Annotated in this window: 13 protein-coding genes and 1 tRNA gene; 8 read left to right on the forward strand and 6 right to left on the reverse strand. The window is 34.9% G+C overall.

Annotated features, from left to right (window positions below):
* Positions 1-249: 249 nt before the first annotated feature.
* A complete protein-coding gene (locus QBK95_RS19635) occupies positions 250-1,128 on the forward strand; it encodes a site-specific integrase (RefSeq protein ID WP_280936261.1) in 879 nt (292 codons plus the stop codon).
* 165 nt (positions 1,129-1,293) lie between these two features.
* Here the strand turns inward: QBK95_RS19635 and QBK95_RS19640 are convergent.
* Positions 1,294-1,366 (reverse strand) — tRNA-Met (locus tag QBK95_RS19640).
* 398 nt (positions 1,367-1,764) lie between these two features.
* Here QBK95_RS19640 and leuC point away from each other — a divergent pair.
* The 7 genes from leuC to QBK95_RS19675 all read left to right on the forward strand — a co-directional run bounded on the left by leuC (position 1,765) and on the right by QBK95_RS19675 (position 12,261).
* Positions 1,765-3,177, forward strand: a complete 1,413-nt coding sequence (leuC, locus tag QBK95_RS19645) for a 3-isopropylmalate dehydratase large subunit (RefSeq protein ID WP_280936262.1) — start codon at positions 1,765-1,767, stop codon at positions 3,175-3,177.
* A gap of 28 nt (positions 3,178-3,205) precedes the next feature.
* Entirely contained in the window at positions 3,206-3,802 is a 597-nt protein-coding gene (gene leuD, locus QBK95_RS19650) for a 3-isopropylmalate dehydratase small subunit (RefSeq protein ID WP_280936263.1), read from the forward strand.
* A 140-nt stretch (positions 3,803-3,942) separates the two neighbouring features.
* Entirely contained in the window at positions 3,943-5,466 is a 1,524-nt protein-coding gene (locus QBK95_RS19655; RefSeq protein WP_280936264.1) for a hydroxymethylglutaryl-CoA lyase-like TIM-barrel protein, read from the forward strand.
* Positions 5,467-5,611: 145 nt separating this feature from the next.
* Positions 5,612-6,670 (forward strand): 3-isopropylmalate dehydrogenase, encoded by a 1,059-nt coding sequence (gene leuB / locus QBK95_RS19660; protein WP_280936265.1) that lies wholly within the window; start codon positions 5,612-5,614, stop codon positions 6,668-6,670.
* 76 nt (positions 6,671-6,746) lie between these two features.
* Complete coding sequence (locus QBK95_RS19665; protein ID WP_280936266.1) at positions 6,747-8,711, forward strand: DoxX family protein; 1,965 nt, start codon at positions 6,747-6,749, stop codon at positions 8,709-8,711.
* A gap of 365 nt (positions 8,712-9,076) precedes the next feature.
* On the forward strand, positions 9,077-11,170 hold the full coding sequence (locus QBK95_RS19670; protein WP_280936267.1) for a LodA/GoxA family CTQ-dependent oxidase: 2,094 nt from the start codon (positions 9,077-9,079) through the stop codon (positions 11,168-11,170).
* A 14-nt stretch (positions 11,171-11,184) separates the two neighbouring features.
* Entirely contained in the window at positions 11,185-12,261 is a 1,077-nt protein-coding gene (locus tag QBK95_RS19675; protein WP_280936268.1) for an FAD-dependent monooxygenase, read from the forward strand.
* A 41-nt stretch (positions 12,262-12,302) separates the two neighbouring features.
* Here the strand turns inward: QBK95_RS19675 and QBK95_RS19680 are convergent, their stop codons facing one another.
* From QBK95_RS19680 to QBK95_RS19700, 5 genes are all read right to left on the reverse strand, one after another.
* Entirely contained in the window at positions 12,303-12,485 is a 183-nt protein-coding gene (locus tag QBK95_RS19680) for a CPXCG motif-containing cysteine-rich protein (protein ID WP_280936269.1), read from the reverse strand.
* Between the two features lie 5 nt (positions 12,486-12,490).
* Positions 12,491-13,828 carry a TolC family protein gene (locus QBK95_RS19685; RefSeq protein ID WP_445012638.1) on the reverse strand — a complete coding sequence of 446 codons (1,338 nt, stop codon included), beginning with the start codon at positions 13,826-13,828 and terminating at the stop codon, positions 12,491-12,493.
* Entirely contained in the window at positions 13,812-17,036 is a 3,225-nt protein-coding gene (locus QBK95_RS19690) for an efflux RND transporter permease subunit (RefSeq protein WP_280936270.1), read from the reverse strand. The genes QBK95_RS19685 and QBK95_RS19690 overlap by 17 nt, the downstream gene beginning before the upstream one ends.
* Positions 17,037-17,038: 2 nt before the next feature.
* Positions 17,039-18,205, reverse strand: coding sequence for an efflux RND transporter periplasmic adaptor subunit (locus tag QBK95_RS19695; protein ID WP_280936271.1), 1,167 nt, complete (start codon positions 18,203-18,205; stop codon positions 17,039-17,041).
* Between the two features lie 167 nt (positions 18,206-18,372).
* The gene (locus QBK95_RS19700) at positions 18,373-18,828 is read right to left on the reverse strand and encodes a MarR family winged helix-turn-helix transcriptional regulator (RefSeq protein WP_280936272.1); all 456 of its coding nucleotides are present in this window, start codon (positions 18,826-18,828) and stop codon (positions 18,373-18,375) included.
* Positions 18,829-18,954: the final 126 nt, after the last annotated feature.

Genomic DNA, 18,954 nt, shown 5'->3' on the forward strand with positions numbered 1-18,954 from the left:
TATTTAATACACGCTCTTTTTAGGGGTGGGTCAATTTAAACAGGAATACCCAGGTCACTTTAAATAGGATTCAATGGGTCACTTTCGCAGGATTAAGTGGGTCAGTTTGGCAAGAATTTCCAACATGATGCCCAAATTAGGTATTTAGAATTTCTAGCGAACATTAATGTTCCGGAACACGAAAAGGTTGAAAGATCAGAAAAACACATAGAAGAACAATATAAATGCATCAGGCTATTCAACCAATCATTGCAACAAAAAAAAATTAATAAAAAAGGAATTCCAATTCATAAAATCTCAGATTTACATGTTGGTTATTTCCATAAATTCTTATTAGAAGACATGGAGTATGCTAATAAAACATACAATAATAAAATCGGCTCCTTAAAAGGTTTTATGAAATGGGCAATAGACAACTATGAATTAACTATTAAAAATCCGTTTGAAAAAGTTAAACAAAGATCTACAAGAACTAATAAAACAACTATTACCAGGAATGAGTTTTTAGCCCTAATAGATCCGAATAACATGAATGCTGACAATGGTAAAATAGCAGTTGGTAAGGAAAAAAGAAAAAGAAATCTCTATCGAGACTACTTGTCCGATGGTATTGAGTTGTGTCTTCATACTGGTGGAAGAAGAGAAGAGGTTGTAGAACTCCAATGGAATATGATAAAAAAAATTAATGGAGAAATTGCTTACATAGAATTTAACAATTTAAAAGTAGAAAGAATTCTTGGTGAAGGCTTTAATGATAACGTCCAAACCAACATAATTCCAATCACAAAAGATTTAAAAAACTTATTAATAAGACTAGGGTACAACGAACACAAAAACACCAATAGATACATAATATGTCCTGATCGTAAAAATCAATCAACACATACTATTATGGATAATCTCTCAAAAGGCTTTACACATTTTTACAAACTGCTTAATACAGGTAGAGAATTACAAATGAAATGCCTTAGAAAAACATATCTAACTTATCTGAAATTGACTCTTAAAGGAGATATGAAAAAACTAGATTCACATAGCACCGATGCAGTCTTAGAAAAACATTATATCGATGAAACAATTGTAAGTAAAGCTGTGGCTGAGATGACAATTTTCGGAAACGAAAACTAAATTTTGCGGTACGTAAGTGCGGTACGTAAGCTTAAATTCCAATCAAAAACCCTTATAAACAGATTTACCAAAACTAATCAGCTAAATAAAAAAGGTGAAATTCATATATCAATCGAAAATAAAAAACAAAAAAAATAACCTCCTGAAAATCAGAAGGTTATCTAGTAGCGGGAGCAGGACTCGAACCTGCGACCTTTGGGTTATGAGCCCAACGAGCTGCCTACTGCTCTATCCCGCGATATATAATTCGTAATTTACTTGTCTTTTAAACTTCGAGTTATGAGCTCGACAAATCACTTATCATTCCTTACGGACGGCAAATATACAACCTTTTTTAGCTTTACAAAGCATTATTAACAAAAACTAACATTTTTTTTAGAACAGCTTTTCTTACCAACTGATTTTAAACCATATACTCTAATCCATAAAATAATATTCTCTATAATCAATGTCTTTTTTATCAAATTGTCTAAAATCTCAGCTAATATTGAGATATGCTTAAAACTGCACTTCACTGGATAGTTTTATTAGCTGATATCCTTGGTAACACTTAAATTTACCTCCCTTTTAATTATAATCTAAGTGAATTAACAAGATGCTAAATGCAGCATCACTATAGTAGTAAAGATCATAAAAATGAGTAAGACATTATTTGACAAAGTGTGGGATGCACACGTCGTACGTAAGATAGAAAATGGACCTGATGTGTTTTTTATTGATCGTCATTTTATCCACGAAGTAACCAGTCCAGTTGCTTTTTTAGGATTAAAAAGCCGAGGAAATACTGTATTATATCCAGAACGTACGTTTGCTACGGCAGATCATAATACACCTACCATTAACCAACACTTACCCGTAGAAGATCCCTTGTCGGCAAATCAATTAAAAGCATTAGAAGAAAATGCAGCAGCTTGGGGAATCTCTCATTGGGGATTAGGACATCAAAAAAATGGTATTGTGCACGTGGTTGGACCAGAAAACGGTATTACGTTACCAGGAGCTACTATTGTTTGTGGAGATTCTCATACCTCTACACACGGAGCTTTTGGTGCCATTGCTTTTGGTATTGGAACCTCAGAAGTAGAAATGGTATTATCTACACAATGTATTATGCAACCAAAACCAAAGAAAATGCGAATCAATGTTGATGGTGAGCTTGGTTTTGGGGTAACACCAAAAGATGTAGCGCTATATATCATTTCTAGATTAACAACTTCTGGTGCTACAGGATATTTTGTAGAGTATGCAGGTGATGTTTTTAGAAATATGACTATGGAAGGTCGTATGACCGTTTGTAATCTTAGTATAGAAATGGGTGCAAGAGGAGGAATGATTGCTCCTGACTCAAAAACATTCGATTATATCAAAGGAAGACCATTAACGCCAAAAGGAGAAGCCTGGGATACTGCTATGGAATATTGGCAAACCCTACAAACAGATGAAGATGCTGTTTTTGACAAAGAACTTACTTTTAATGGAGCCGATATTGAACCTATGATTACCTACGGTACCAATCCAGGAATGGGAATCGGTATCACCAACAATATTCCAGACGCCTCCAATATAGAAGGTGGCGTTGCTACCTATAAAAAATCCTTAGGATATATGGATTTTAATGAAGGAGATGCTATGATTGGTAAAACTGTAGATTATGTATTCTTAGGAAGTTGTACAAACGGAAGAATTGAAGATTTTAGAGCCTTCGCTTCTATTGTTCAAGGAAAAAAGAAAGCTGATAACATCACTGCCTGGTTAGTACCTGGATCTCATGAAGTAGAAGGATTGATTAAAGAAGAAGGAATCTTAGATATCATCACCGAAGCAGGATTTACCTTAAGAGAACCTGGATGTTCTGCCTGTCTAGCCATGAATGCTGATAAAATCCCAGCAGGAAAACTAGCAGTAAGTACTTCTAACAGAAATTTTGAAGGAAGACAAGGACCTGGATCCAGAACCTTATTAGCAAGTCCACTTGTGGCAGCGGCTACAGCAGTTACTGGAGTAGTAACCGACCCCAGAACATTACTCCAAGAAAAAGCATTGACATAAAAAACAACCTTGAATTCATAATTACAAAATGGCATACGATAAATTCGAAATATTAACCACTACTGCAGTACCATTACCGATAGAGAATGTAGATACTGATCAGATCATACCAGCTCGTTTTCTAAAAGCGACAGAACGCAAAGGATTCGGAGATAACCTTTTTAGAGATTGGAGATACAATAGTGATGACACTCCAAAAGAAGATTTTGTACTAAACAATCCAACCTATAGTGGTAAAATCCTTGTAGGTGGTAAAAACTTTGGATCAGGATCTTCTCGTGAACACGCTGCTTGGGCAGTGTATGATTACGGATTCAGATGTGTGGTTTCTAGTTTTTTTGCAGATATTTTCAGAGGTAATTGCCTTAATATTGGAGTACTACCAGTTCAAGTAAGTCCAGCTTTTTTAGAAAATATATTCAAGGCAATTGAAACCAATCCCGATACAGAAATTGAAGTTAATTTACCTGAACAAACGATCACGATCAAAGCTTCTGGAGCATCAGAATCTTTTGAGATAAATAGTTACAAAAAGGAGAATATGTTACACGGATATGACGATATCGATTATCTGACTAAAATGAAATCAGAAATTCAGGAATTCGCAAAAGCACGTCCTTTTTAAAAGCATAATTAAGGCGTTCGAGCGGGCTATTCGTTATATCTTTTCTGACCTCCTTCGACAACACTTCGACAAGCTCAGTGTGATAGACCAGGATGACAGAAAAGGATGCCACTACTATCCCTAACGCAAAAACGAATCATATGAGTACACGATCAATAGAAATCATGGATACTACACTCCGAGATGGTGAACAAACCTCTGGGATATCCTTTTCTGCTTCAGAAAAACTAACGATCGCACGTCTTTTGATTGAAGAATTAAACGTAGATCGTATCGAAGTGGCATCTGCCAGAGTATCCGAAGGAGAGTTTAAAGCAGTTAAAAATATCATCGATTGGGCTAATGAAAATGAATATATCGATCAAGTAGAAATATTAACTTTTGTAGATGGTGGTAAATCCATACAATGGATGAAAGATACTGGAGCAAAAGTACAGAATCTACTCACTAAAGGGTCATTAAATCATCTTACATATCAGTTAAAAAAAACTCCCGAACAACATTTTGAAGATATTGCAACAGTATTCCTGCAAGCTACCCAAGAAGGTATTATCACCAATGTGTATTTAGAAGATTGGAGTAACGGAATGCGAAATGCTCCAGAGTATGTATATCAATTTCTGGATTTTTTATCAACACAGCCCGTAAAAAGAGTTTTATTACCTGATACCTTAGGCGTGTTGATTCCTTCAGAAACTTATACATACTTGTCTGTATTACGAAATAAATATCCCGATTTACATTTCGATTTCCATGCGCACAACGACTATGATCTAGGAGTAGCCAATGTAATCGAAGGAATAAAAGCTGGAGTAAATGGTTTACATCTCACTATGAATGGGATGGGAGAACGAGCAGGAAATGCACCTCTCGCAAGTGTAGTAGCTGTAATCAATGATTACCTGCCAGAAGTCACAATCAATGTAAAAGAATCAGCATTGTACAAGGTGAGTAAACTAGTAGAGACCTTTTCTGGATTCAAAATTCCAGCCAATAAACCAGTAGTAGGCGCTAATGTGTTTACACAAACTGCTGGGATACATGCTGACGGTGACAACAAACACAATTTATATTTTAATGACCTGATGCCCGAACGTTTTGGACGTAAACGTAAATACGCTTTAGGAAAAACTTCTGGGAAAGCTAATATTGAAAAAAACCTACAAGAATTAGGGTTAAAACTGAGTCCAGAAGATATTAAAAAGGTTACCCAAAAGATCATTAAGTTGGGTGATAAAAAAGAAGTCGTAACTCAGGAAGATTTACCATATATCATTTCGGATGTATTGGATAGTAAGTTGTATCAGGACAAAGTAAAAATCAAATCCTATGTCTTAAACCATGCAAAAGGTTTAAAGCCTTCTGCTACGCTTGCTATTAAAATGGATGATGAGGTGATTGAGCAGCACGCACAAGGCGATGGACAATATGATGCATTTATGAATGCTTTAGGAAAAGTGTACCAGCAAAAAAACAAGACACTACCACAACTTGTTGACTATGCAGTTAGAATTCCTCCTGGAAGTAATTCTGATGCGTTATGTGAAACGGTTATTACTTGGAAAACTAAAACCAAAGAATTCGTGACTCGAGGATTGGATTCTGATCAAACAGTTTCTGCGATCAAAGCCACACAAAAAATGCTCAATATTATTGAGTTATAAAAATAATGCTAGTGCATGGAGTAACGTCGAAATGTAGTAGCAAATCATAGATAAAAATCAAATTGTCGGTCTGAGTCTGTCGAAGACAATTTGAAATTTCAATTAACAAAAACCTGGACAGACGCAGTGTAATAAAAGAAAAAGAATGGAATTAAACATAGCACTACTCGCTGGAGATGGCATTGGACCTGAAGTTATAGATCAAGCAGTAAAAGTTTGCGATGCCGTTGCAAAAAAGTACAATCATCAAATCAACTGGACATCAGCGTTAACTGGGGCAGCTGCCATTGATGCCGTTGGCGAGCCATATCCAGATGAAACACATGAAATTTGTGTACAAGCCGATGCGGTATTATTTGGAGCCATTGGCCATCCACGATTTGACAATGACCCTTCTGCAAAAGTACGCCCAGAACAGGGTTTACTAAAAATGCGTCAAAAATTAGGTTTATTTGCTAATGTACGACCTACTTTTACCTTTCCTTCCTTAATTGATAAATCTCCCTTAAAACAAGAACGAATAGAAGGCACGGATTTAGTATTTCTTCGTGAATTAACCAGTGGAATCTATTTTGGAAAAAGAGGTAGAGAAGATAACGGAGATACAGCTTATGATACTTGTACCTATACCAGAGAAGAAGTAAAGCGATTGGCTAAAAAAGGATTCGAAATGGCCATGGCACGTAGCAAGAAATTATGCTGTGTTGATAAGGCTAACGTTTTGGAGTCCTCTCGTTTATGGAGAGAAACGGTACAGGCGATGGAAAAAGAATATCCAGAAGTAGAGGTGAGCTACGAGTTCGTTGATGCCGTTGCCATGCGCTTAGTACAATGGCCAAATTCTTATGATGTTTTAATCACAGAGAATCTATTTGGAGATATTCTCACAGACGAAGCTTCTGTAATATCAGGTTCTATGGGATTAATGCCTTCTGCTTCTTTGGGTGAGAAAACAGCTTTATTTGAACCTATACATGGATCATATCCTCAAGCAGCTGGAAAAAACATCGCTAATCCATTAGCAACCGTGCTTTCTGCCGCCATGATGTTCGAAACTGCTTTTGGACTTAATGAAGAGGCAAAAACTATCAGAAATGTGGTGGATAAATCTCTAAATGAAGGAGTAGTAACCGAAGATCTTTCTGGTGATAACAAAGCATACAAAACTAGTGAAGTTGGTGATTGGTTAGTAAAGAATATATAAACCAATAAAACATAAAAGACTCAAAAAAGAGTCTTTTATGTTTTATATATTTGGCTCTTAAAATTATCATCAAAAAATGAAAAGATTAGTTATCCTACTATTTACAGTTCTGATTAGCATATCTGTTAACAGCCAAAATGTAAAAGAAATTTCCAGAAGTTGGACTTCATTTGCTCAATCTATAGAAGTCTCGACGGACTCTGTCAAAAAATTTAAAGTTGTAGCTAATGTAAAGCTCGAAACAAGTGACAAAAAAGCTTGGGCTGGAGTTTGGGCAAGAGTAGACAATAAACCCGAACAAGGAAGAGGGTTTTTTGATAATATGAGAGATCGACCTATAAAATCCAATACATGGAACTCATATGTTGTTGAAGGTACAATAGATTCAAAATCAGAAAAACTGGTTTTTGGAGGTATTAGTTTAATGAATGGTAAATTCTTCTATGATAAATTTGAAGTTTATTTAGAAGATGATAATGGAGAATATCAACCAGTAAATATTAATAACGCTAGTTTTGAAAATAGAGTAACCGATAATATTATTCCAGGATGGAATCCAGGTATTTCTAAAGGTGAAGTTTATTCTGTAAAAGAATTTACATCGAGTAGTAGTGAAGATAGCGTTGATGGAAATTACTCTGTTCTAGTAGAAGGTAAAGGGATCTCAGAAAACACAGGAAGTTCTGAAGCCACATCTGCTAAAATGGGTGGTATTATACCAATAATATATATTTTAATACTGGTTTTTTGCTTTCTAACGTACGTTTCTTCAACCGAAGATGAGAAGTGGTCTAGATTAACGAAGATTGGATTTAGGTTTTCTTTCATCTATTTCTTCTTCATTATCTTTTTTCAAAATAACGGAGCATATCCATATTTTGATTATATAACCGAGAAACCAATCGAGCTTTTGCAAAAAATTGCCATTTGGTTTGGTGAACAAGTGATTGGTATTCCATACAAAATTAATACAGGACCTAATGGTAGTGGAGATACTACTTATGACTACTTAGTCATTTTTATAGGTTTTATAGTGGCGTTACTAGTTACATTAATTTGGTCGGTTCTAGACAGAAATCGTCCTAATTACAAAAAATTATATTACTGGCTAACTACTGCACTGCGTTATTATGTAGGTTTAATGTTAATTAACTATGGATTAGCAAAAGTTATTCAATTGCAATTTCCAGCACCTAGCTTTTATAGGCTTATGGAGCCATATGGTGAATCTTCTCCTATGGGATTGGCATGGACTTTTTTAGGGTTTTCAGAAGGCTATAATATGTTTATGGGTATTGCAGAGGTTTTGGCTGGTCTATTGTTATTTAGACGTACATTAACTTTTGGAGCTGTAATTACACTAATGACTGCTATGAATGTCATGGCTGTTAACTACTTCTTTGATGTTCCGGTTAAAATACTATCTACACATTTGGTTCTTATGACGCTGTTTCTTTTATCTCGCGATATCAGGAAAGTCATGCAATTTTTGGTTACCAATAAGCCTGTTGAAAATATAACTCTTATAAAACGTCCTCAATTTAAAAAAGGTGTTACTATTGGCTTAAATGTTTTAAAAGGTTTAGTTCTAGTTTATGCTTTAGGTTATGGTTTTTATGATGCTTTAGATTCTAGAAAACTATATGGCACAGAAGTACCAAAACCACCTTTGTATGGCGTGTATGAAGTTACAAATTATGTCATCAATGGAGATACGATAACAAACTACAAGAGTGATAAACTTTGGAAAAATATTAGATTCGAAAGAGAAGGAAGAGTTCAAATACGGAAAATGGATAAAAAAGATCTTTATTATAAAGTTGAGGTTGATTCTGTTACTCAAAAAGTTAAATTTTCTCCTTCTGGAAATAGCGCTGATTATTTTGATTTTAACTACACCAGAACTGACGAATCTTTAGATTTCAACTACATTTATAAAAACGATACAATCTCAGGTCAAACTAAACGATTAGATAAAGATGATTTCTTATTAATGAACAGAGGTTTTCATTGGATAAGTGAGTATCCGTACAACAGATAAGTGTGGATTTTAACATTAAAGAAACGGTTATAGATTTAAATCTATAACCGTTTCTTTATTTCTTGTCTTGTGTATACGCTACGTCAATCAAAGACTATTCGTAAGGAGCGTAAGGTATTGTCTATGAAGATCTTTGTGTGATAATTTAGTTATTGGTTAGTGAAGAACGAACAAAATATCTTTTAAATACATTTTTCTGAAAAACTACATCGATCATAGCACTTATTTATTTCTATAGTAAGCCATTCAAATATTTTTTCTTCAAACCATGACCAAAAACCCAGTAAAAACCCAGTAAAAACCCCTGTAGGAAACCCCTGAAAACAACCGTAATTTTAGGTTATAATTCTTAAAGCCTTAAAAAAATGAGTCAACCAAAATTCAGAATTTATCCATCTATTGGGATTACACGAATGGGGAATGGTCCCGCAACTAAAGAGCAAGTTATTTTTAGTCCAGAAATCCCTTGGGCCAATTTATATGATACCGATCAAAATTACCTTACACCTGACGGTGCTTTAAAAAAGCAAGCTCAGCGTTTTTATATTTATGAATGTGATGAAGAAGGTAAACCAGTTCGTGTCATCGATCCAAAAGATTATGATATTAACTGGACAGTAGAGGTGGCCAATAAGAAACCGTTTTGGTACGATTTTAATAACAGTTTAGATTTATCCGTTGTAGCAGATAATCAAAACCTATCTCCAAATTTTGTGGAAAAAAATATTGCACCAGGAGTAGGAGCAAAACGAAGAAACCCTAATGTATTGAATCAGGGAATAAGAGAAGAAGGTGGATATGACTATCGAAAAGAACTCGTTAACAGCCCAGAACCTGTTCATGTAAGTGATGCATACAAAAGGCAGGAGATTCAAGGAAGGTTTCCTTTTACCAAAGGAAAAACAGTAAGTCTATTGGCTGCAAGTTTAAACTCGAATGCTAAACAAGTGAATCTTGGAACAGCAGAATATGACGACGGAACCTTGATTTTTTATCCCGCAGATGGTATTTCTGCATCTTTAAATCCATCAGATCTAAATACAGATTTTGCAGATAACTCTAATTGGTACGACGATATTTGTGATGGTAGGATCACCGCAAAAATAAAAGATAAAAAAAACGGTAAGGAATATAATTTAACCGATGCAAACAGTGCTGCTTGGGTTGCTTCGGCGCCGCCAGATTATGCACCCCAAATTCAACCAATATCTACCATGTTTGATTTAGTTTGTGGTGCGGCTAATGAAAGTTATGAACCCGAATTGAGTTTAGTATTTCCGATGATGTATCGATTGTACAGAATGCAATGGGTTAATCTTGGAGATTTCTTAGCTCCTTCTTTTAAGGAAACAATAGATAAATTGATCAAAGAGAACAAGTTTAAATATATCTACGATAAAGGAAATACTCCTGAAGAAAAAAAAGAAGCTACTGAAGTTCGTGAACATATATTTAATAAGTTTAGAAATCCGATTTACGACTATAACAATGAGCCAATCATTCCTAGCAAGGATATGACTAATATTACGAATAGAGGTAGCGGAAAAGAGACCTTACAACTCCCTTATTATCCTGGTGATGGAATTGATTATCCAGGAAGCCCAGCACAATGGTTTGCAATTCCGCCGATGCTCTATATCGAATTAGAAAAATGGAAAAATGGAGCATTTGAAACCCCTGAACACTTCCACTTTGATGACATTAATGAAATGGGAGCATATTACAGGGAACGTTTTATAGAAGCTTCAAAAGACGACTCAAAAAAACCATTACTAATGACCCGTGCAGTACTAGAAACATTGTATGGAGGAGGATTTCATCCTGGAGTAGAGTTAACATGGCCCATGCGTCATGATATGATATATGCCGAAAACAAAATGATATATCCATACGTATCCGAAGAAAATGGATATAACTATGGTTTCTATGGACTACGTGAAGTACGTCTTAACGCAGCTACTGTCGAAGAACAGGAACGTATTTTTTATAACGACTTCGGATTTCAGATGGATTCTGATGATATTGCTGCTTCTATGAAAAAAGGAGCAGATCATTGGTTATGGAAAATCACTCCTGGAGATTTAACTAAATGGATGGGAATTCCATGGCAATCAGATGCAGGAAGTTGTCAGGCTGTTTTTGTAGAGAAACAATATCCAATTCCATCGTGGTGGGCAGCAAACTTGCCTGTACAAGTAATACCAGAAGATGCATATCATAAATTACTTGATCCAAATATTTTATTAGAAACCAAGCACAATATATATGCATCCCGTTTAGCCTGGTTACATACTACCGATACAGGTTTTATTGGTTATCATGCAGAAGGAGGCTATCTTAATGGCCTTATCAATATGGTCTACAAATGGAAAGATATAGGTGTCGTAACGGGTAGAAAACTTGATGTAGAAGGATTACCAGAATTAGTATATGTAGCCCTTAATGGAAAACAATCTTAAATAAGATACTGGCAATGACAACGGATGTGATTATTATTGGAGGAGGTATTTCGGGAATTGTTCTCTCAATCCTTTTAAAAAGAAAACATATCGATCATGTTGTTTTAGATCGGGTACAAAAACAAAAAGTTATGCCTTTGGCGGAAACCCTTCCGCCATCGGCTATGATATTGCTAAACGAACTAAACCTACTTGAGCTATTTGAAAATAAGGCGTTAAAAAAAACGTATGGTTATCATGCACTATGGGGAAATGATCACTTACGAACTACTCATTTTTTTAATCACAACCCTTATAAATATGGTTTAAAAATTGATAAACAGGTTATTCAGAATGAGCTGAAAGCACAAATTACCGAACAGATTATACAATTTGATACACTTAAAAGTCTAAAAACAACCTCAGAAAAAGTCTCGGTAACCGTAAACCACCAAAAAAAACAGCTTGCAATACAAGGAAAATTAATTATCGACGCAACAGGAAGAAACAGAGCTGTTCTTGAAGCATTACACATACCTATCCAAGAACACGATACAATTATCTCTTTTAGTTGTCATCTCCCAAGAGTACAACATCCATCGTTAGTTCATGATGTATTTACGGAGTCTTTTGCAGATGGTTGGGGAATTGTATCAGGGTTGAATGAAAACACACAGGTTCTTACCTTGTTTACGCACAAAAATACTGGACTAAACAAGCAATTAAAAGATTATAACAACTGGAAATATGTTCTACAGGACACCCATTATTTAAAACATTTTTTGGCTATAGAGACTCCAGATACTATTATCGGAAGTAAGGCTAATTCTTCTGCGCCACTCTATTTCTCGGGAGATCGTTGGCTAGCAATAGGTGATGCTGTCATAGCCTATGACCCTTTATCTTCACACGGGATTACGAATGCGATATATACTGCAAAAAAAGCTGAGCAATGTGTATCTCAATCCTCTTATACATTAGAAAAATATCACGAGGATTTACATGCTATTTTTAGCCATTACCTGGAAACCAAAGATGTTCTATACAAACAAGAACAACGATGGCCCGATAATACATTCTGGCAGCAAGTTCAAAATAAAGTTCTACAATAGATCTTGAATCCAGTGATGTCGTATAAATTTTGTAAAAACAATTACTGCTCAATACTTATTGCTTCAAAAGAAATTAATTCTTGATCTTCGAATCTGGGATGTAACTGGATAGGATTACAACACACTTCGCAATCTTCTACATATTCTTGATAAGGAATAGATGTGTCGAGTAACATTGATATTTCCTCCCAACAATATGGACATTGAAAAAAGTGTTCGAACATATGAATTAAAATTCAATATTCAATAATTGGCCAGTAAGCTGTAACAATTGAAGTTCTGCTATTTTAGCATTATACTTTGCAAGATTTTTACTGGTTTGGGCATTAATCAAATTGATCTGTGCCTGTCTAAATTCTATAGAGGTAATCTGTCCCAATTTAAAACGCTCTTGAGACCGTTCAAAATTATTCTGATTTGTTATTACGTTTTGTTGTTGAATTTCAAAAATACTAAGACGGTTTTTATAATCACCTAATGCGTTGGCGATATCTCTTTGTACCTGAACCATTATCTGATTTTGTCTCAGTTCCTGGTTATCAAAAGCAATTTTTGCATTTTTAGCTCTGGTAATTGTTCCTCCTCCATCAAAGAGATTCCAAGTAAGACTAACACCAGCCGCTAACGTGGTAGCATTAGAAATGTTTGGGGGGAAAAAAACTCCAGGAGGGTTTCTGGATTGATTCCAACCATAAGATCCAGTTAGTCCAATAGTTGGTAGATATCCAGATTTACTAACCTTGATATCATAGTCACTGATTCTAAGATTGGCTTCGTTTTGTAATAATGTCACATTATTCTCTAAAGCAGTATTTAAATATTCTTCTAACTGAAGGTTTGGGATAAATTTCACAATGGTATCCACCTTAATTTGGGTTTCCAAATCATTATCCAAAATAACATTAAGATCACGCTTCGTATTAATTAGTTGTTGCCCCGTATTTAATAAATTAATACTATCGTTTGCTACATCAACCTCTGCATTGAGTACATTAAGTTTTGTATTTTGACCGTATTCGAATTGATAATTTGATCTAGTTACACGTTCTCTAGAAATTTGCAACGTTTCTTCTAGAATTTCGGCATTCTCAGAAAGTCTTGCCACTTCATAGTATACCGTAAACAATTGTAGTATTGTATTTTCTATAGTTTCTCTTGCTTGTAATTCTGTGAGATTGTACTGTTCTTTCAGCCTTTTATAATTATAATAACGCCCTAAACCATCAAACAAGGTATAATTAAGATTTACACCTGCATTGTATCGCTGAGTCTCTGCATCTTCAATTTCTCTATCAGGATCACCACTGGTAGGAAAAGAAGTATTGGTCGTTGCAGATTGATAATTGGCTCCAGCAGTACCTGTTAATGTCGGCAAATATCCAGAGTTCAAGACTCCTTTGTTATTTTTAGCAATTTCTATATTATTTGTGGCGATTAATATCCCAAAATTATTCTCTAACGTTAATCGAATCGCTTCTTCTTTTGTCAATGTTTGAGCTACAACATTACCCGTAATTAAAAGCAAAAAGAAAGCCAATTTCATTATATATCTAAGCCTGTAATTCATGATGTTCTTTTTCTTCTTCTTTTTGTTCTTTTATAGCACGTTCGACTTCTTCTTTTGTTACCTCATTATTTGTAACTAACCACTTCGTTCCAACTTTTATCGTATTGCTAAATGATAAAAATAGTGGCAACACTAATAAAGTAAGTACGGTAGCAAAACCAATTCCATACGCTATTGAAATTGCCATAGGAATTAAGAATTTTGCCTGTCGACTCTCTTCAAAAATTAATGGTGCTAATCCAGCAATTGTAGTTATCGAAGTAAGAAAAATTGCTCTAAATCTAGATTTCCCCGCTTCATAAATCGCATTATCAAACGTCATTCCCGATCTTAGATTACTATTAAATTTCCCTATTAATACTAGCCCATCATTCACCATAATACCGATAAGTGCTATAATTCCTAACAAGGATAATATATTGATCGGAAAACCATGCACCCAATGACCAAATGCCACTGCAGGAAGACTTAATGGGATAAGCAATAGCAATAACAAAGGTTGGCTATAACTCCTAAAGGTAAATGCGATTGTAATATAGATCAATGCCAGAGCAGTAAGTCCTACAGGTCCTAAAGATCCAAGAAACTTACCTGCTTCGCGATTCTGACCTTCATAAGAAGGAGTTACGGTAGGGTATTTAGCAATAATTTCGGGCATGATAATAGTGCGAATCTCTTCTAAAACATCTGTAGAACTTGTAGTTTCAGGATCCTTTAAATCTGCAGAGATTTGCACTTCTCTTCTTCCGTCAAGATGATTCACTGCCACATCACCTCGTTCTATTGTGTAACTTACAATTTCACTTATTGGAATTCGTTCTCCTGTAGCGGTAGAAATTCTCATATTATCAAGATCCAAAATAGAAGATCGGTTCTCTCTATCATATCGCACCCAAACACGTATTTCGTCCTGACCTCTTTGGAAACGTTGTGCCTGTACTCCAAAAAAGCCTCCTCTAACCTGAGCCATTACATCCCTTAGATTAAGACCCAGTGCATACGCATTCTCTTTTAGCTCTAATCTTATTTCTTTGATCCCTGCTGGATCATTATCTGATACATCTTTAAGTCTGGCATCATTTACAAGAATGGTTTTAAACTCTTCTTTTGCCGCTTTTAGCTCTTGGATGTTACTTCCTAATAAAGAAACAGAGACTGGACTTCCTCCAAAATTACCTCCAGATCCAAAAATTAGTCGTTCTGAGCCAAATACTGGACCTACTTTTTCTCGAATACGGTTTGCCACCAATCCAGAATTTACCGCATTAGGCCTCTCTTCTCCTGGCAACATATTGATACGCAATGAAGCGTTAGAAGATGAAGTGACGTTCCTTATAATATTCTCAAAAAGTTCTTTACCTTCATAATCTTCACCTACCAAAAATTCTTCTCTCAGTTCTTTATTAACAATCCATGCTTTTTCTTCAATCATGGAAATAATAGAATCCGTTATCTTTTCATTGGTTCCATTAGGCATTCCTAAATCTATTGAAATCACATCACTAGCAATTCGAGGAAAAAAAGCGGTTCTAACAATCCCTCCACCTACACTACCTACCGTGAATATCAATATCACTACAAAAATAGAAAAGGTGAAAAACTTATTTTTTAGTGCAAAACTAAGCGAAGGACTATATAAATTATCCCGTAACCATCGCATAATTCGATCCCCAAATTTATTGATATACCTTAGTTTAGCAAACAATCTTGCGATCCCATTTTTTGGTTCTTTATCCTTCTTTTTTAATGCTTTGGAGTGTGCTAAATGGGCTGGAAGAATAATTAATGCTTCTACAAGTGAGATTGTCAGCGTTAGAATCACAACAACAGATACTTCACCAAAAAAATCACCGATTCTGCCATCTAAAAATAAAAATATCCCAAATGCTAAAATCGTAGTTATGATTGCAGAAACTATTGGAGGGATCACCTCCATGGTTCCATCAATTGCTGCCTGAATAGGGGTTTTACCTTTTTCGTAATGTTGATAAATATTTTCGGCAATTACAATACCATCATCGACTAATATTCCGATTACAATGATCATCCCGAAAAGAGATAACACATTAATCGTTACATCAAAATAGCCTGCAAATATGAACATCCCTAAAAAGGATATCGGTAGACCAAATGCCACCCAAAATGCTAAACGAGTATTTAGGAAAAGGGATAAAAATATAAGTACCAATATCATCCCTATGATTGCATTTTCTGTAAGGAGTTTTGTTCGTTGTACTAAAGTAATAGAACGGTCACTGATTACATTAAGCTGAACGTTATTGTACTTTTCATTGAATGTAGTAATGTATTCTTTGGTTTTTTCTGCAGAAGAAATAAGGTCCTCTGTATTGGTACTGGTTATTTGGATATTCACCGAAAGATCTCCATTAAAATAGGAGGCATTCGGCGATTCTGAAAACCTATCACGAATTTCTGCAACGTCTTTAAGCCTAATAGTTCTTCCAGATGCATCTGCTCTAATTATCAAATTAGAAAGTTCATTAGCGTAATACGATCGATTGTTTGCCCGAATTAAGTATTCCTCTGCATTTGTTTTAATAGTTCCTCCAGTGGTCAAAATATTCGCTCGACCTACTGCTTGCGCTACTTCACTAAAACTAAGTCTGTACGCTAATAAGTTATTTTCATTGACTGCTATTTCTATTTCCTCATCAGGATAACCGCTAATATTTATCTGAGAGATTCCTTCAATAGCTCTAAGATCATTTTCAATTTGTCTTGCAATTTGTTTTAAAGTGGTAAGCGGTATTTCATTCCCACTTACTGCAAAATTAATAGTCTGTCTTATCGCTTCTTGTTTAGATACCACTATTGGTTCCATTCCAGTTGGAAATGTTGGTACTCTATCTACTGCATTTTTAACTTCGAGCAGCATAAAATCAATATCCTTTCCTTTTTCTATCTCGACATTGATACTACCACTATTTTCTCTAGAAGTTGAGGTTACACGCTCTACACCTGCTAATCCCTTAAGATTATCTTCTACTTTAAGTATAATCCCCTCTTCTACCTCTAATGGAGAGGCTCCTGGATAAACAACATTTATACTTATATTTTTAGAATCTGTTAGTGGAAAAAATGAAGATTTAAGAGATATCGCTCCAAAAACTCCAAAAACGATAAAAGCAATTACGATGACATCAACGGCAACGTGGTATCGAATAAAATAAGAAATAATCTTACGCATAATTACCGTTTTGAATTAGTACTTATTATTTTACCATCAGAAGTGGGTGTCTTTTTCCCTTTACCTTGATATATTTTCACTAACATTCCAGCATATGCGCCTGGAACAGGTTTGTTTAAAATCATATCACCATCAGAAATTCCTTTAAGGACAACTTTCTTTTCAGAAAAATAAACAGGTTGTACATCGATCACATCTAAAATACTGTCTCTAACTACAAAAATCTTGTCTCCTTCCTGAAGTAAATTACGATCAATTTCTATAGCATCTTCAGCTTTTCTTGCATTGAGACTTGCCTCTAGATACATTCCTTCTTTTAATGAAGGGTCCTTGACCTCTATAAAGGTAGTGATGGTTTGCGTAGCTTGATCTACGCTCCCATTTATTCGAGTTACTGTACCAGTATATTGTTTAGATTTATTAAGATCTGAAAGCATAACAGCTTCTCCTATCTTCAGTAAATCAGAAAATTCTTTTCCAATTGCCACCTCTATTTCATATACACTAGTATCAATATATTCTCCTAATTTTTGTCCTTGGCGAATCAATGTCCCTTCTGTTACAAGAGCTTCGATAAGAATCCCAGAAAACGGTGCAGAAATTGTATATTTTGATAAGCGTTGTTCTAAATTCTTTACATTATAATAGGTTGTATAAATATTACGCCCAGTAATAAAATATTTTTCTTTTTCTGAAGAAACCTCTGGAAGTTTTGGTGTTGCTTTATTAATATCAAAATTAGTCAAGTAATTTTGCCATTTATCATAAATATCTGGGTAATCTAACCTTAAATCTGGCATGATAGAAGTTACCAAATTATATAGGTTGCTTTTTGCAGATTGTACCGAAGCATAATATTCTGATGCATCAATCCTGATTAAATTTTGCCCTTTTAGATAAGGTTGGCCTGTTTTAAACAGTTTAGATCCTCCTTTAAATACCCCTTGCACTTCAGAAAAAAGTTCTAATCTCCTTTTTGCAGTCAAATTACCATTAGCAGTAATCATAATCGGCACTGTACCTGTTCTTACTGTATCTACAAAAACGGTTTTAATTACCTTGGCGGATTTGGGTTTGATTCTAGTTTTGCTATCGATAAGTTTCTTAGCACCAAATAAAGCTCCAGCAATAAGTAACAATCCAAGGATAACAAGTATAACATTTCTCATACACAAGATTTGTTTACACTTTTAATATAAAAAGCTGCACAAATCTATTAACAACAGCCTTGTGTTGCAGTTAAAAAACTCACAAAAGTTATTCAGACAATTACGAATCTAGTAAAACCAAAAAAACATCTACAAAGTAGATGTTTTGGTTGATAAAAACTGTGTTTCTATTCTGCGATATCTGCAATTTTCGCTTTAATCTTTTTCAGTGTATTAATCAAGTTCTCAATCTCTTCTTCACTAAGACTTTCTTGCACCGCTGGAACAAGCTCATACATAATAGGAGTTACCTTCTTGATTACTTCTTTGCCATGATCCGTGAGAAAAATACGATTTACTCTTCTATCATTTTCATCACTTCTTCTTACCACAAGATCTTTGCTTTCCATGGTATTAACCAATCGGGTCATTGAAGTCTTATCTCTATGGGTAATAAAAGCCAAATCATTTTGTGGCTGTCCGTTATTTACCTTTAAACGCTTAAGTACACTCCATTGTTCTTTAGATAAATCCAATCCATTTTCACTAAACGCCTTCTGAACTAAAAACCCAAAATCATAATGAATCTTACCAACCCACGATAAAGCGTGTGCATTTAAATCTATGGCTTTTGTATCATTCATACATTGTATAATTTAATTTACAGTTACAAAAATATCTATAAATATTCAGTTGTTCCTGTAACTAACGATAAAAATTGACTTAAATTATATGATTATTTCTGTCTTGATATTGCGGCAATATGCTCT

The organism is Aquimarina mycalae (genome assembly GCF_029906345.1).
Classification (GTDB): domain Bacteria; phylum Bacteroidota; class Bacteroidia; order Flavobacteriales; family Flavobacteriaceae; genus Aquimarina.